The sequence below is a fragment of the Rhodanobacter sp. MP7CTX1 genome (assembly GCF_014205795.1).
Lineage (GTDB): Bacteria > Pseudomonadota > Gammaproteobacteria > Xanthomonadales > Rhodanobacteraceae > Rhodanobacter.
Genome location: NZ_JACHCN010000028.1, coordinates 1 through 16,158, shown reverse-complemented (window position 1 = coordinate 16,158; position 16,158 = coordinate 1). Strand labels below are relative to the sequence as shown.

The window sequence follows — 16,158 nt, the reverse complement described above, 5'->3', positions numbered from 1 at the left end:
CGTTCCGCACCGACCTTGGTCAGCGCTGCCGTCAGCGTCGTCTTGCCGTGATCCACGTGACCAATCGTGCCGACGTTGACGTGCGGCTTGGTGCGCTCGAACTTACCCTTTGCCATGACTCAAACCTCTATATAAAAACGAACTAATTAGTGCGGCCATGAATGGCCGCTCCTTGATCCACGCGATCACGGATGATCGCACTAATTAAGCAGAAAGCCCTTATCAGGCCTTCTTCATGACCTGCTCGGCGATGTTGTTTGGCGCTTCGGCGTAATGGTCGAATTCCATCGTGAACGTGGCGCGGCCCTGGGTCAGCGAACGAATGGTCGTCGCGTAACCGAACATCTCGCCCAGCGGAACCATCGCATCGATGGTCTTGCCCGACGGCGTGTCGTCCTGGCCCTGAAGCAGGCCACGACGGCGACTCATGTCGCCCATCACGTCACCGACGTACTCTTCCGGCGTCACCACTTCGATCTTCATGATCGGCTCAAGCAGTACCGGCGACGCTTTCGCGAAGCCCTGCTTGAACGCCATCGATGCGGCGAGCTTGAACGCCATTTCGGACGAGTCGACATCGTGGTACGAACCGAACACGAGTTTTACCTTCACGCCCACGACCGGGAAGCCGGCCAGCGGACCGCTGGTGATGGTCTCGCGCAAACCCTTTTCGACCGACGGGATGAATTCCTTCGGAATCACGCCACCGGTGATGTCGTTGATGAAGAGGAAATCATTCTTCACGTTCGGATCGGCGCGGTCGGCCTCGGTCATCGGGGACAGCTCGATCACGACGTGACCGTACTGACCCTTACCACCGGACTGCTTGGCGTGCTTGTAATCTGATTTGACGTCCGACGAGCGGATCGTCTCGCGGTAAGCCACCTGCGGCTTGCCGACATTCGCCTCGACGTTGAACTCGCGACGCATGCGGTCCACCAGGATATCCAGGTGAAGCTCGCCCATGCCCGAGATGATCGTCTGGCCTGATTCTTCGTCCGTGCGCACCCGGAACGACGGATCTTCCGAGGCAAGACGCCCCAGCGCGACACCCATCTTTTCCTGGTCCGACTTGGTCTTCGGCTCGACCGCCATCGAGATCACCGGCTCCGGGAACGTCATGCGCTCCAGGGTGATGATGTGATCCTGCGCGCACAGCGTGTCACCGGTCGTCACGTCCTTCAGGCCGACTGCAGCGGCGATATCGCCGGCACAGACTTCCTTCAGCTCCTGACGCTCGTTCGCGTGCATCTGCAGAATGCGGCCGATGCGCTCTTTCTTGCTCTTGATCGGGTTGTAAACGGCATCGCCGGATTTCAGCGTACCGGAGTAAACACGGAAGAAGGTCAGCGAACCGACGAACGGATCGGTCATGATCTTGAACGCGAGCGCGGAGAACGGCGCCGAATCCTCGGCCTTGCGCGTGATTTCCTTGTCGTCTTCATCAAGACCGGCGACCGGCGGACGATCGGACGGCGATGGCAGCAACTGCACCACCGCATCGAGCATCGCCTGCACGCCCTTGTTCTTGAACGCCGTACCGCAGTAGACCGGAATAACTTCGTTAGCGAGCGTGCGCAGACGAAGACCGCCAATGATTTCGCTCTCGCTGAGGTCACCCTCTTCGAGATACTTGTTCATCAGATCTTCGTTGGCTTCGGCAGCAGACTCCACCATGAAGGCATGCGCCTCGGCAGCCTGATCAACCAGGTTCGCCGGAATTTCGCGGTACTCGAACTTCATGCCCTGGGACTCCATGTCCCAGACAATCGCTTTCATCTTCAGCAGATCGACCACGCCTTCGAAGCCGTCTTCGGCACCGATCGGCACCTGCATCGGCACCGGATGCGCACCAAGGCGTGCCTTCAGCTGAGCGACGACCTTGTCGAAGTTGGCGCCGGTGCGGTCCATCTTGTTGACGAACGCAAGACGCGGCACTTTGTACTTGTTGGCCTGACGCCAAACCGTCTCGGACTGCGGCTGCACGCCGCCGACCGCACACAACACGAACACCGCGCCATCCAGCACGCGCAGTGAACGCTCGACTTCGATAGTGAAGTCGACGTGTCCCGGGGTATCGATGATGTTGAAGCGATGTTGCTCCAACGAACCATCCATACCCTTCCAGAACGCCGTCGTGGCTGCCGACGTAATGGTTATCCCGCGCTCCTGCTCCTGCTCCATCCAGTCCATCGTTGCGGCACCGTCATGCACCTCGCCAATCTTGTGACTGACGCCGGTGTAGAACAGGATGCGCTCCGTAGTCGTGGTCTTACCGGCATCGATGTGGGCCATGATGCCGAAATTACGATAGCGCTCGATGGGAGTGGTGCGTGCCACGGGAATAACCTCTTTCGTACTTGCTGTGACGCAATGTCTCGCTTGACGCCTTGCTTACCAGCGGTAGTGCGAGAACGCCTTGTTGGCTTCCGCCATACGGTGCGTCTCTTCGCGCTTCTTGGCAGCGCCGCCGCGGCTTTCGGAAGCCTCGAGCAGCTCGGCAGCCAGCTTGCGCGGCATCGAGGTCTCGCCACGCTTACGGGCGGCATCGATGACCCAGCGCATCGCCAGCGCCATACGGCGACCCGGACGCACTTCAACCGGCACCTGGTAGGTGGCACCACCGACGCGGCGCGACTTGACCTCGACCGCCGGAGCGATGTTGTTCAGCGCCTTTTCGACCAGAGCCACCGGCTCGGCGTTCTTTTCGCCAATGTGCTGCAACGCACCGTAAACAATGCTTTCGGCGACAGACTTCTTGCCGCTCTTCATCACCATGTTGATGAAGCGGGCGATCAGCTGGCTGCCGTGCTTGGGATCCGGGAGGATCAGACGGGCGGGATGTGAACCTTTACGCGACATGTTTCGAGTCCTTTACTTCTTCGGGCGCTTGGCGCCGTACTTCGAGCGCGATTGACGACGCTTGGTGACACCAGCGCAATCGAGGCTGCCGCGCACTGTGTGATAACGAACACCCGGAAGATCCTTGACGCGACCGCCGCGGATCAGCACCACCGAGTGCTCCTGCAGATTGTGACCTTCACCACCGATGTAGCTGATGATCTCGAAGCCGTTGGTCAGGCGCACTTTGGCGACCTTGCGCAGGGCCGAGTTCGGCTTTTTCGGGGTGGTCGTGTAGACGCGTGTGCAAACACCACGACGCTGCGGGCTGCTCTGCAGTGCCGGCGACCCACTTTTGTAGGTCTTCGGGCTGCGGGATTTGCGCACCAATTGGTTGACTGTCGTCATGCGAAGCTGTTCCTGAAAACATAAAGGCAGCCCGAATAAGCTCGGTCTGCCAAGAAGCGGGAATTTAACATGAGCAGGCCGCCATAGGCAACCCAACGCTCCTGCCATCCATGACCCGAACACGAGGTGCGTCCATGCACCTCATTTCGTATGTCTAGCGAGTGAAGCCCTGAAAGGACTTACTCGACACCGTTATCACTACCGACCGGAGCCTCGGCGAACGAGGCTGCAGGCGTGGAACTGGAGAGAGTCTCCAGATCCGAGGCGGACAAACCGCCCTGGCGACGACGCGCTGCGTGGTACGCCAGACCCGTACCTGCCGGAATAAGACGGCCGACAATAACATTTTCCTTCAGGCCACGCAAGGTGTCACGTGTGCCGCGAACCGCAGCTTCGGTCAACACGCGGGTGGTCTCCTGGAACGAAGCCGCCGAGATGAACGACTCGGTTGCCAGCGAGGCCTTGGTGATGCCCAGCAGCACCGACACGTACTCAGCCGGACGCTCACCCTTGGCGATCGCACGATCGTTCTCGCCATTGATGCGCACGCGCTCGACCTGCTCGCCACGGAGGTAATGGCTGTCGCCCGGCTCGGAGATCTCGACCTTGCGCAGCATCTGGCGAATGATCGCTTCGATGTGCTTGTCGTTGATCTTCACGCCCTGCAGGCGATACACGTCCTGGATTTCCTTGACCAGGTACGAGGCCAGCGGCTCCACGCCCAGCAGGCGCAGGATGTCATGCGGGCTCGGCTCGCCGTCGACGACGGTTTCGCCCTTCTCCACATGCTCGCCTTCGAACACGATGACCTGACGCCATTTCGGAATCAGCTCTTCGTGCTCGTTGCCGTCGACATCCTTGATGATCAGGCGCTGCTTGCCCTTGGTGTCCTTGCCGAAGCTGATGATGCCTGAGCGCTCGGCGAGGATCGCCGGCTCTTTCGGCTTGCGCGCTTCGAACAGATCGGCCACGCGCGGCAGACCGCCGGTGATATCGCGGGTCTTCGAGGTTTCCTGCGGGATACGGGCAACCACGTCGCCCACGCCCACTTCGGCACCGTTCTGGATCGACACGATCGCACCGGCCGGCAGGAAGTACTGCGCGGCAATGTCGGTGCCCGGCAGCTTGAGCTCACGGCCCTTGCTGTCTTCCAGGCGCACGATCGGACGCAGATCCTTCGCCTGCGTACCGCGACGCTTCGGATCGGTGACCACGGCCGATTCCAGACCCGTCAGGTCATCGGTCTGGCTCTGCACGGTGACGCCATCGAGGAAGTCGATGAAGCGCACCACACCGGCCACTTCCGTGACGATCGGATGGGTATGCGGATCCCAGTTGGCTACCGTCTGGCCCGGCTTCACCGGCGCACCGTCCTTGACCGCGATGGTGGCACCGTAAGGCACCTTGTAGCGCTCGCGCTCGCGACCGTTGACGTCGATGACGCTGACTTCACCGGAACGCGACACGGCCACCAGGTGGCCCTGCTTGTGCTGCACGGACTTCAGGTTGTTGAACTTCAACGAACCGGTGGTCTTCACCGTGACGTTGTCCACGGCTGCCGCACGCGAAGCCGCACCACCGATGTGGAACGTACGCATGGTCAGCTGGGTACCCGGCTCACCGATCGACTGCGCGGCGACCACACCCACGGCCTCGCCCATGTTGACCAGATGGCCACGGGCCAGATCGCGGCCGTAGCACAGCTTGCAAACACCGTGAGCGGCTTCGCAGGTGATCGGCGAACGGACCTTGAGGATCTGCACGCCAGCCTTGTCGAGCTTCTCAACGAGGGCCTCGTTGAGCAGCGTGTCGCGGGTGACGATCGCCTGATCGTCATCGCCCGGTGCATAGACGTCCTCGACCACCACACGGCCGAGCACGCGCTCGCGCAACGGCTCGACCACATCGCCGCCTTCAACGATCGGCTGCATGATGACGCCGTTCTCGGTGCCGCAATCGTCCATCGTGATCACGACGTCCTGCGCCACGTCGACCAGACGACGCGTGAGGTAACCGGAGTTCGCGGTCTTCAACGCGGTATCCGCGAGGCCCTTACGAGCGCCGTGGGTCGAGTTGAAGTACTGCAGAACGTTCAGGCCTTCGCGGAAGTTCGCCTTGATCGGGGTCTCGATGATCGAGCCATCCGGACGCGCCATCAAGCCGCGCATACCAGCCAGCTGACGAATCTGCGCCACGGAACCACGGGCGCCGGAGTCGGCCATGATGTACAGCGAGTTCATCGACTTCTGGTTGACCGTCTTGCCGTCGGCGTCGATCACCTTCTCGGTGCCGATACCGTCGATCATCGCCTTCGCCACCAGCTCGCTGGTACGCGACCAGATGTCGACGACCTTGTTGTAACGCTCGCCGGCGGTGACCAGACCCGACTGATACTGCTGCTGGATCTCGACGACTTCCTTTTCTGCTTCGTGCAGGATCGGCTTCTTCTCATCCGGGATCAGCATGTCATCGATGCCGATCGAGATACCGGCACGCGTCGCGAAACGGAAGCCGGTGTACATCAGCTTGTCGGCGAACACGACGGTTTCTTTCAAGCCCAGCAAGCGATAGCTGGAGTTGATCAGACGCGAGATGGCCTTCTTGGTCAGCTCGGTGTTGGCCAGCTCGAACGGCAGGCCTTCCGGCAGGATTTCCGCCAGCAGTGCACGGCCCACGGTGGTCTCGACCAGCTTGGTCTCGTTGGTGCGCGTGCCGTCTTCGGCAATGTTCACCAGCTTCAGGCGAACCTTGACCTTGGCATGCAGTTCGACTGCACGGTTGTCATACGCACGACGTGCCTCGGCAATGCCGGAGAACACCATGCCGGTGCCCTTGACGTTGATCAGCTCGCGGGTCATGTAATACAGACCCAGCACGACGTCCTGCGTCGGCACGATGATCGGCTCGCCGTTGGCGGGGCTGAGGATGTTGTTGGACGACATCATCAGCGTACGCGCTTCCAGCTGCGCCTCGATCGACAGCGGCACATGGACGGCCATCTGATCGCCGTCGAAGTCGGCGTTGAACGCGGTACAAACCAGCGGATGCAGCTGGATCGCCTTGCCTTCAATCAGCTTCGGCTCGAACGCCTGGATGCCCAGACGATGCAGCGTCGGCGCACGGTTCAGCAGCACCGGATGTTCGCGGATCACTTCTTCGAGGATGTCCCACACCTGGGCTTCCTCGCGCTCGACCAGCTTCTTCGCCGCCTTGATGGTGGTGGCTTCGCCACGCGCCTGCAGCTTGGCGAAGATGAACGGCTTGAACAGCTCAAGCGCCATCTTCTTCGGCAGACCGCACTGGTGCAGACGCAGGGTCGGACCGACCACGATCACGGAACGACCGGAGTAGTCCACGCGCTTGCCCAGAAGATTCTGGCGGAAGCGGCCCTGCTTGCCCTTGATCATGTCGGCGAGCGACTTCAGCGCGCGCTTGTTGGTGCCGGTGATGGCACGACCGCGACGACCGTTGTCGAGCAGCGCATCGACCGACTCCTGCAGCATGCGCTTCTCGTTGCGCACGATGATGTCGGGCGCATTGAGCTCGAGCAGACGCTTCAGGCGATTGTTGCGGTTGATCACGCGGCGGTACAGATCGTTCAGATCCGAGGTCGCGAAACGGCCACCGTCCAGCGGCACCAGCGGACGCAGATCCGGCGGCAGCACGGGCAGTACGGTCAGGACCATCCACTCCGGCTTGTTGCCGGATTCCAGGAACGCCTCGATCAGCTTGACGCGCTTGGTCAGCCGCTTCAGCTTGGTCTCGGAATTGGTCGAACCGATCTCTTCCTTCAGGCGGATCACTTCGCCCGGCAGATCCAGCGACTTCAGCAGCTGATAGACAGCCTCGGCACCCATCCGCGCGTCGAACTCGTCACCGTGTTCTTCGGTCGCTTCCAGGTACTGGTCTTCGCTGAGCAGCTGGCCGCGCTCAAGCGCGGTCATGCCCGGATCGATCACCACGAACGCCTCGAAGTACAGGATGCGCTCGATGTCACGCAGCGTCATGTCCAGCATCAGGCCGATGCGCGACGGCAGCGACTTGAGGAACCAGATGTGCGCGGTCGGGCTGGCCAGCTCGATGTGGCCCATGCGCTCGCGACGCACCTTGGCCAAGGTGACTTCGGTGCCGCACTTTTCGCAGACCACACCACGATGCTTCATGCGCTTGTACTTGCCGCACAGGCACTCGTAGTCCTTCACCGGTCCGAAGATCGCGGCGCAGAACAGGCCATCACGCTCCGGCTTGAACGTACGGTAGTTGATGGTTTCCGGCTTTTTTACTTCGCCGTATGACCACGAACGGATCAGCTCCGGCGAGGCCAGCGCGATCTTGATCGCGTCAAAATCCGGCGTCGCGCGCTGCTGATTGAACAAATTGAGCAGATCTTTCATTGCATGGCTCCTGTGACTGCGCGGGTCACTTGATCTCTTCCAGATCGATATCGATGGCAAGCGAGCGGATTTCCTTCACCAACACGTTGAAGGACTCCGGCATACCTGCGGACATCTCATGGTTACCGTCGACAATGTTCTTGTACATCTGGTTGCGGCCCTGCACGTCATCGGACTTCACCGTCAGCATTTCCTGCAGGGTGTAAGCCGCGCCGTAGGCTTCCAGCGCCCACACTTCCATCTCACCGAAGCGCTGACCGCCGAACTGCGCCTTGCCGCCCAACGGCTGCTGGGTAACCAGCGAGTACGGACCGGTGGAGCGTGCGTGCATCTTGTCGTCAACCAAGTGGTTGAGCTTGAGGTAATGCATGTAGCCGACGGTGACCGGGCGATCGAACGCTTCGCCGGTGCGACCGTCATACAGCATGGTCTGACCCGACTCGGGCAGATCCGCCAGCCGCAGCATCGCCTTGATCTCGGTTTCCTCCGCACCATCGAAGACCGGCGTTGCCATCGGCACGCCTTCCTGCAGATTGGTGGCGAGCGTGAAGATCTCCTTGTCGGTGAGCGACTTCAGGTCGACGTACTGCACGGCACCAGCCACATGGCTGTTGTAGATCTGGTCGAGGAACTCACGGATCTTGCCGACCTTCTCCTGCGCTTCGAGCATCTTCTGGATCTTCTTGCCCAGGCCCTTTGCGGCCCAGCCCAGATGGACTTCCAGAATCTGCCCGATGTTCATACGCGAAGGCACGCCCAGCGGGTTCAGCACGATGTCGACCGGCACGCCGTCAGCGGAGTACGGCATGTCTTCGACCGGCACCACGTTGGAGACGACACCCTTGTTGCCGTGACGACCAGCCATCTTGTCGCCCGGCTGGATGCGACGCTTCACGGCCAGGAACACCTTGACCATCTTCAGCACGCCCGGTGCCAGATCGTCGCCCTGGGTGATCTTGCCCTGCTTTTCCTTGAAGCGCTTGTCGAATTCTTCCTTGTGACGCTTGACCTGATCAGCCGCGCGCTCGAGGAACTCGGTAACTTCCTCGTCCTTCACGTTGACCTTGAACCAGTCGTCCTTCTTCAGGCCGTCCAGATAGGCATCAGTGATTTCGGTGCCGCGCTTCAGGCCGCCCGGACCGCTCATCGCGGACTTGCCGACGAGCTGGGTACGCATACGACTGTAGATCGCGCCTTCCAGAATGCGGAACTGGTCGTCCAGATCCTTGCGGACCCGCTTGACCTCGGTTTCCTCGATCTGCTTGGCGCGCTTGTCTTTCTCGATGCCGTCGCGGGTGAACACCTGCACGTCGATGACGGTGCCGTCCATACCCGGCGGCACACGCAGCGAGCTGTCCTTAACGTCGGACGCCTTCTCGCCGAAGATCGCACGCAGCAGCTTCTCTTCCGGCGTCAGCTGGCTTTCGCCCTTCGGCGTGACCTTGCCGACCATGATGTCGCCGGCCTTCACTTCCGCACCGATGTAGACGATGCCCGACTCGTCCAGACGCGCCAGCGCCTGTTCGCCCACGTTCGGGATGTCGGCGGTGATTTCCTCGGCGCCCAGCTTCGTATCACGCGCGATGCAGGACAGCTCCTCGATATGGATCGAGGTGTAGCGGTCTTCCTGCACGACGCGCTCGGAGAGCAGGATCGAGTCTTCGAAGTTGTAGCCGTTCCACGGCATGAACGCGATCAGCATGTTCTGGCCGAGCGCGAGCTCGCCCAGATCGGTCGACGAACCGTCGGCCAGCGTATCGCCCTTCTCCACCACGTCACCCACATTCACCAGCGGACGCTGGTTGAGGTTGGTGTTCTGGTTGGAACGGGTGTACTTGGTCAGCGTGTAGATATCGACGCCAGCGTCGTTGTCGCCAACTTCGCTCTCGGTCACGCGCACCACGATACGGGCCGCATCAACCTGGTCGATCACGCCACCGCGCTTGGCGCTGACGATGACGCCGGAGTCACGCGCCACGGCGCGCTCGATGCCGGTACCTACGAGCGGAGTCTGCGAACGCAGGGTCGGAACGGCCTGACGCTGCATGTTCGCACCCATCAGGGCGCGGTTCGCATCGTCGTGCTCGAGGAACGGCACCAGTGCCGCTGCGACCGACACGGTCTGCATCGGCGAGACGTCCATGTAGTCGACTTCGCTAGCCGGACGCAGCTCGGATTCACCACGGAAACGGCAGGACACGAAGTCCTCGACGAAACCGCCATTCTTGTCGAGCGGCGAGTTCGCCTGCGCGATGACGTGATCGCCTTCTTCGATCGCCGACAGGTAATCGACCTTGTCGGTGACCTTGCTGTGCGCAACCTTGCGGTACGGCGTCTCAAGGAAGCCATACGAGTTGGTGCGGGCATACACGGCCAGCGAGTTGATCAGGCCGATGTTCGGGCCTTCCGGCGTTTCGATGGTGCAGACGCGGCCGTAGTGGGTCGGATGCACGTCGCGCACTTCGAAGCCGGCGCGTTCGCGGGTCAGGCCACCTGGCCCGAGCGCGGAGACGCGGCGCTTGTGCGTCACTTCCGACAGCGGATTGTTCTGATCCATGAACTGGGACAGCTGCGAGGAGCCAAAGAACTCCTTCACCGCAGCAGCAACCGGCTTGGCATTGATCAGGTCCTGCGGGGTCAGGCCATCGGCCTCGGCCAGCGACAGGCGCTCACGCACCGCACGCTCCACGCGCACCAGACCGATGCGGAACGTGTTCTCGGCCATTTCGCCGACCGAACGCACGCGACGGTTGCCCAGGTGATCGATGTCATCGACGGTACCGTGACCGTTCTTGATGTCGATCAGCACTTTCAGCACGTCGAGGATGTCGGACGTTACGCCCTGCTCCTTGACCAGGCGCTGGGATTCTTCTTCCTTGCGTTCGCTGAAGTACTTGTGGTCGTACAGCACGCCCGGGCCGAGGATTTCCTTGCGGCCCACGCGACGGTTGAACTTCATGCGGCCGACGGCCGACAAGTCGTAGCGGTCGAACGTGAAGAACAGATTGAAGAACAGATTCTGCGCGGCATCCTTGGTCGGCGGCTCGCCCGGACGCATCATGCGATAGATTTCCACCAGCGCTTCCAGCGGCGTCTTGGTGTTGTCGATGCGCAGGGTGTGCGAGATGTACGCACCACGATCGAGATCGTTGACGTACAGCGTCGGCACCGTCTCGATACCGGCCTTGCGGAAGTTTTCCAACTGCTCGGCAGTGATCTCGTCATTCGCCGAAGCCAGCAGTTCACCGGTCTTCGAGTCGACGATATCGGTGGCCACGATGCGGCCTACCGGGTAGTCGTCCGGCACTTCCAGCGCGGTGATGTTCTCGGCCGCGAGCTGGCGCACGTGACGCGCAGTGATGCGCTTGCCGGCTTCCACCAGCACGTTGCCACCGATCGCCAGGTCGAAGCTCAGGGTCTCGCCGCGCAGACGCTCGGCGATCAGCTCCAGCGTGGTGCCACCCTTCTTGCCGAGGTGGAACACGTTGTGTTCGAAGAAGATGCCCAGCATCTCTTCATTGTTGTAGCCGAGCGCGCGCAGCAGCACGGTCACCGGCAGTTTGCGGCGACGATCGATACGCGTGAACAGCGCATCCTTCGGGTCGAACTCGAAGTCCAGCCAGGAGCCGCGGTAAGGAATGACGCGCGCCGAGAACAACAGTTTGCCCGAGCTGTGCGTCTTGCCACGGTCGTGGTCAAAGAACACGCCCGGCGAACGATGCAGCTGCGAGACGATGACGCGCTCGGTGCCGTTGATGATGAAGGTGCCGGTCTCGGTCATGAGCGGAATTTCGCCCATGTAGACTTCCTGCTCCTTGATGTACTTCACGACCTTCTTCGACGCCGGGCTGTCCTTGTCATAAATGACCAGACGCACGGTGGTGCGCAGCGGCGCACCGTAGGTCATGCCGCGGTTGCGGCATTCGCGCTCGTCGAACGCCGGCTCGCCGAGGCGATAGTCGACGTACTCAAGTGCGGCATTGCCCGAATAGCTGGTGATCGGGAACACGGACTTCAAAGCCGCGTGCAATCCCTTTTCGCCGCGCTGTTTGGGCGCGACATGCTCCTGCAGAAACTCCCGGTAGGAATCAGTCTGGATGGTCAGCAGGTTCGGCACGCCCAGTACGGGCGGACGCTTGCCAAAATCCTTGCGGATGCGTTTCTTCTCGGTAAACGAGTAGGCCATGATCGGTAGCGCCTCGGTTCGCAGTGACGCCGGTGGTGCACACACCGGCTGAATGAAAAATCAGATGTTCGACAAATCCGCGGATTTGGGAATCGAGAATGGAAAATCGGGCCGGGCCTTCAACGCCGTCTGGACCAATTTTCCATTCTCCATTCCCCCTTTCCGCCTCAGCAGCCCGACTAAGCAGGCAAAGCCCGGGAGCTCACGCTCCCAGGCTTGCTTGACGCTAGATCAAACTGATGGCGCGCAAGGGCGCCGATTACTTCAGTTCGACGGTTGCGCCGGCAGCTTCGAGGTCCTTCTTGAACTTCTCGGCATCTTCCTTCGATACGGCTTCCTTCAGGACGCCACCGGCCTCGGTGAGGTCCTTGGCTTCCTTCAGGCCCAGGCCGGTGATCGCGCGAACAGCCTTGATCACGTCGACCTTTTTGGCGCCGGCGGTCTTCAGGATGACGTCGAACTCGGTCTGCACTTCAGCAACCACGGCAGCAGCGGCCGGACCAGCAGCGGCAACCGGGGCAGCAGCGGAAACGCCAAACTTCTCTTCGATGGCCTTGACCAGGTCCATCACTTCCATCAGCGACTTGGCGGCTACGGCTTCAACGATTTGTTCGTTGGACAGGGACATTTGATTTACCTCTGGAAATGGATTCGATTTAAATAGACAGCGAACTTAGGCGGGCTCGGACTCGGGCGCGACTTCGACAGGGGCTTCGGCGGCGACTTCGCCACCACCCTGCTTGTCGGCCACGGCCTTGATGGCACGGGCAAACATCGAGGCCGGTTCGGCCAGCAAACGCGCCAACATGGCCATGGCCTGTTCGCGGGTCGGCAGCGAGGCCAGCACATCGACGTGCTCAGCCGGCAGCAACTTGCCTTCCACCGAGACGACTTTCGCCTTCAGCTTGTCGTTGCTCTTGGCGAATTCCTTGATCAGACGCCCGGCAGCACCGGGATCTTCCATCGAGAATGCGTACAGCAGCGGACCGACCAGGGCGTCTTGGACGACCTCGTACTCGGTACCCACCACGGCGCGCGAAGCGAGCGTGTTCTTGACAACTTTCAGGAACACACCGGATTCACGGGCCTTCTTGCGCATCGCGGTCATTTGCTCGACCGTGGTGCCCGCATACTCGGCAGCGACCAAGGAGTGAGCCTTCGCAGCGATTTCTGCCAGTTCGGCGACTACTTCATGCTTCTGAGACAGATTAAGAGCCATTGCACTCCTCCAATTGAACTCCGCTCACGGCTCCTGCCGCTTGCGGTCCTGGGCGACGCCGTCCCTGACGTCGGGGACACTAGGGTGTCCCGGGTGTTGGCCTTTCCAGAACAGTCGAACCATTCCAGTAGGGGCAGCACCATCTGCGCAGGCCGGATTCACGAGGGAACCCGATTAAGCGATCCCGCTGGCGACGACGGCGATTCCCTGCCGGATACGAGCTCCCTGCCCGTCGTCATCGCGCGCTGATTGCGCCTGCGGTCTTTGACGGCGGCTCCGGCGTTTAAACCAGGGCTGCCCTCAAAAACTGCCCACACCGGCTTTCGCCGGCGCGGGACTTGATTCTTACTTGGCCGCCAGATTCAGCGACGAGGTATCGACGGCAACGCCGACGCCCATCGTGCTGGACAGCGCAACCTTCTGCAGGAACTGACCCTTCGCCGTCGCCGGCTTGGCCTTCAGCAGGTCGGCAATCAGCGTGTTGAGGTTGTCAGCAAGCTGGGCAGCCTCGAACGTGGCCTTGCCGATGGTGGCGTGGATGATGCCCGCCTTGTCGTTGCGGAACTTCACCTGGCCGGCCTTGGCGTTCTTGACGGCGTTGGCGACGTCGGCGGTGACCGAGCCATCCTTCGGGTTCGGCATCAGGCCGCGCGGTCCAAGCAACTGACCGAGCTTACCGACCACGCGCATCGCGTCCGGCGTGGCGATCACACGACCGAAGTCGAGATCACCGGCCTGCATGCGCTCAGCCAGGTCGTCCATACCGACGGCGTCTGCACCGGCAGCCTTGGCAGCCTCGGCCTTCTCGCCGGGCGGGCAGAACACGGCAACCTTGACGGTCTTGCCGGTGCCGTGCGGCAGCAGCGAGGAACCACGCACGCCCTGGTCGGACTTCTTCGCATCGATGCCGAGACGGACGGACACGTCCACCGACTCGGAGAACTTCGCCTTGGCGTTGTCCTTGACGATCTTCAGGGCTTCTTCCAGGCCATACAGCTTGCCCGGCTGCACGGCAGCCTGGGCGGTCTTCATACGCTTCGTGAGCTTCGTCATGTCTTAACCCTCCACCACAAGGCCCATGCTGCGGGCGCTACCGGCAATGGTGCGCACCGCGGCGTCGAGATCAGCAGCCGTGAGATCCGGCTCCTTCTGCTTCGCAACGTCTTCCAGCTGCTTGCGGGTGACCTTGCCGACCTTGTCGGTATTCGGCTTGGGCGAACCCTTGGCAACGCCAGTGATCTTCTTCAGCAGGATCGTGGCGGGCGGGGTCTTGGTGATGAACGTGAAGCTGCGATCGGAATACGCGGTGATGATCACCGGAATCGGCAGACCCGGCTCCATCTTCTGCGTGGCGGCGTTGAACGCCTTGCAGAATTCCATGATGTTCAGGCCGCGCTGACCGAGGGCTGGGCCCACCGGCGGCGACGGGTTGGCCTGACCGGCCTTGACCTGCAGTTTGATGTAACCGACGACTTTCTTTGCCATTGATTTTTCCTCGCGAGTCCAGGCGCCTTGCGGCTCCTCGCTGTTCACCGATCCATGGATGGAAGGAACGGATCCGCCTCATGCCGATCCTGAAAACACGGACACGCCGGATCGTGAGACCCGAGCGTGAACCGAGCAGTATAGAGATTTGTCAAGCTCTCAGCAAGCCCCGTGCCAGCGGGCGACAAGAAGAGGTTAGGGACGAGTAGCGAGGGCGCCCAACCTACCCTTCAAGGCGGATTCCGGAGGCGGGCGACGCGCGAGCTTGCGCCCTCGCCACTCGCCCCTCGACCCTTTACTTACGCTTTCTCGACCTGACCGAACTCGAGTTCGACCGGGGTCGAGCGGCCAAAAATCAGCACCGCGACGCGCAAACGGCTCTTCTCGTAGTTGACTTCCTCGACCACGCCGTTGAAATCGTTGAACGGGCCTTCGGTGACGCGGACCATCTCGCCTGGCTCGAACAGCACCTTGGGACGGGGCTTTTCCACACCCTCGCGTACCCGGCTGAGAATCGCCTCGGCTTCGCTGTCACGAATCGGCAGCGGACGATCGGCGGTACCGCCAATGAAGCCCATGACCTTCGGGGTTTCCTTGATCAGATGCCAGCACTCATCGTCGATCCGCGGCGCCTTGCCCTCGGTATTCGTCTCGATCTGCACCAGCACGTAGCCGGGGAAGAACTTGCGCTCGCTGCGACGCTTCTGGCCGCCGCGCATCTCGATGACTTCTTCGGTCGGCACCAGCACTTCGCCGAAACGCTCTTCCATCTCGGCGCGGCGGATCCTTTCTTCGAGCGAACGCTTCACCTGATTCTCGAAACCCGAATAGGCGTGCACCACATACCAACGCTTGCTCATGCTCACCACCTCAGGTACCCAATTTCAGCAGCCAGTCGAGAATGACGGACTTCAGGATCAAGTCGATCAGACCCAACATCAGCGACAGGATGATCACCACCACGATGATGATACCGGTGGTCTTCAGCGTCTCGTCACGAGTCGGCCAGACCACCTTGCGCATTTCGAACTGCGATTCGGCGATGTAGTTACGGACCCGGCGCCCCAGTGCGGTGAACGAGGCGATGGCCAGCGAAATCACCAGCGCAGCCAGCACGCCGAGCAGAAGCACGGAGGATGGGATGTTGCCGCTGTTGCCGAACCAGGAATAGGAGACGATACCGGCGACCAGCACCAGCCCCGCCAGTACCAGCTTGCCGATATCGGCGGCGTTCGTGCCCTTGGGCTGTTCTGCCTTGGTATTCATGCACAGTGATCAGGTGTCAGCAGCATGCCGGACCCTGCGGCCGGCCTTGCCATCGTCACCCGACGTCGATCCTCGGTGAAGTGGCACGCCAGGAGGGACTTGAACCCCCAACCTGCGGTTTTGGAGACCGCTGCTCTGCCAATTGAGCTACTGGCGTACATGGCTTGAACTTGAAACACGACGGCGAGCGGCTTTAATCCGCTCGCCCCGTGACCTTGAAGCGTCGCGCCGAAGCGCGCTGCCGTATCTTACTTGATGAACGCGCTTACTTGATGACCTTGGCCACCACGCCGGCGCCGACGGTACGGCCGCCTTCGCGAATGGCGAAACGCAGGCCTTCGTCCATCGCGATCGGGTGG

The 16,158-nt window shown here is 61.4% G+C and carries 12 protein-coding genes, 1 tRNA gene and 1 pseudogene; all 14 read right to left on the bottom strand.

Annotated elements, in window-relative coordinates; translation table 11 throughout:
- A partial coding sequence (locus HDE77_RS19975; protein WP_155914192.1) for a GTP-binding protein occupies positions 1-116 on the bottom strand: 116 nt, incomplete at its 3' end.
- A gap of 106 nt (positions 117-222) precedes the next feature.
- Complete coding sequence (fusA, locus tag HDE77_RS19970) at positions 223-2,340, bottom strand: elongation factor G (RefSeq protein WP_184419676.1); 2,118 nt, start codon at positions 2,338-2,340, stop codon at positions 223-225.
- A 54-nt stretch (positions 2,341-2,394) separates the two neighbouring features.
- Positions 2,395-2,862, bottom strand: coding sequence for a 30S ribosomal protein S7 (gene rpsG, locus HDE77_RS19965; protein WP_072757771.1), 468 nt, complete (start codon positions 2,860-2,862; stop codon positions 2,395-2,397).
- A gap of 12 nt (positions 2,863-2,874) precedes the next feature.
- Positions 2,875-3,249 (bottom strand): 30S ribosomal protein S12, encoded by a 375-nt coding sequence (gene rpsL / locus HDE77_RS19960; protein WP_056386848.1) that lies wholly within the window; start codon positions 3,247-3,249, stop codon positions 2,875-2,877.
- 179 nt (positions 3,250-3,428) lie between these two features.
- Positions 3,429-7,643 (bottom strand): DNA-directed RNA polymerase subunit beta', encoded by a 4,215-nt coding sequence (gene rpoC / locus HDE77_RS19955; protein WP_184419675.1) that lies wholly within the window; start codon positions 7,641-7,643, stop codon positions 3,429-3,431.
- A 25-nt stretch (positions 7,644-7,668) separates the two neighbouring features.
- Positions 7,669-11,832, bottom strand: coding sequence for a DNA-directed RNA polymerase subunit beta (rpoB, locus tag HDE77_RS19950; RefSeq protein WP_184419677.1), 4,164 nt, complete (start codon positions 11,830-11,832; stop codon positions 7,669-7,671).
- A gap of 256 nt (positions 11,833-12,088) precedes the next feature.
- Positions 12,089-12,457: a 50S ribosomal protein L7/L12 gene (rplL, locus tag HDE77_RS19945; RefSeq protein ID WP_184419674.1), complete on the bottom strand. Its 369-nt coding sequence runs from the start codon at positions 12,455-12,457 to the stop codon at positions 12,089-12,091.
- Positions 12,458-12,502: 45 nt separating this feature from the next.
- Positions 12,503-13,048 carry a 50S ribosomal protein L10 gene (gene rplJ, locus HDE77_RS19940; protein ID WP_184419673.1) on the bottom strand — a complete coding sequence of 182 codons (546 nt, stop codon included), beginning with the start codon at positions 13,046-13,048 and terminating at the stop codon, positions 12,503-12,505.
- 345 nt (positions 13,049-13,393) lie between these two features.
- Complete coding sequence (gene rplA, locus HDE77_RS19935; protein ID WP_184419672.1) at positions 13,394-14,101, bottom strand: 50S ribosomal protein L1; 708 nt, start codon at positions 14,099-14,101, stop codon at positions 13,394-13,396.
- Positions 14,102-14,104: 3 nt separating this feature from the next.
- The gene (rplK, locus tag HDE77_RS19930) at positions 14,105-14,533 is read right to left on the bottom strand and encodes a 50S ribosomal protein L11 (protein WP_184419671.1); all 429 of its coding nucleotides are present in this window, start codon (positions 14,531-14,533) and stop codon (positions 14,105-14,107) included.
- Positions 14,534-14,832: 299 nt separating this feature from the next.
- The gene (gene nusG / locus HDE77_RS19925) at positions 14,833-15,393 is read right to left on the bottom strand and encodes a transcription termination/antitermination protein NusG (protein ID WP_184419670.1); all 561 of its coding nucleotides are present in this window, start codon (positions 15,391-15,393) and stop codon (positions 14,833-14,835) included.
- 10 nt (positions 15,394-15,403) lie between these two features.
- Positions 15,404-15,799: a preprotein translocase subunit SecE gene (secE, locus tag HDE77_RS19920; RefSeq protein WP_184419669.1), complete on the bottom strand. Its 396-nt coding sequence runs from the start codon at positions 15,797-15,799 to the stop codon at positions 15,404-15,406.
- An 81-nt stretch (positions 15,800-15,880) separates the two neighbouring features.
- Positions 15,881-15,956, bottom strand: a tRNA-Trp gene (locus tag HDE77_RS19915).
- A 108-nt stretch (positions 15,957-16,064) separates the two neighbouring features.
- Positions 16,065-16,158 (bottom strand): annotated as a pseudogene (locus HDE77_RS19910) (elongation factor Tu); the annotation flags it as partial.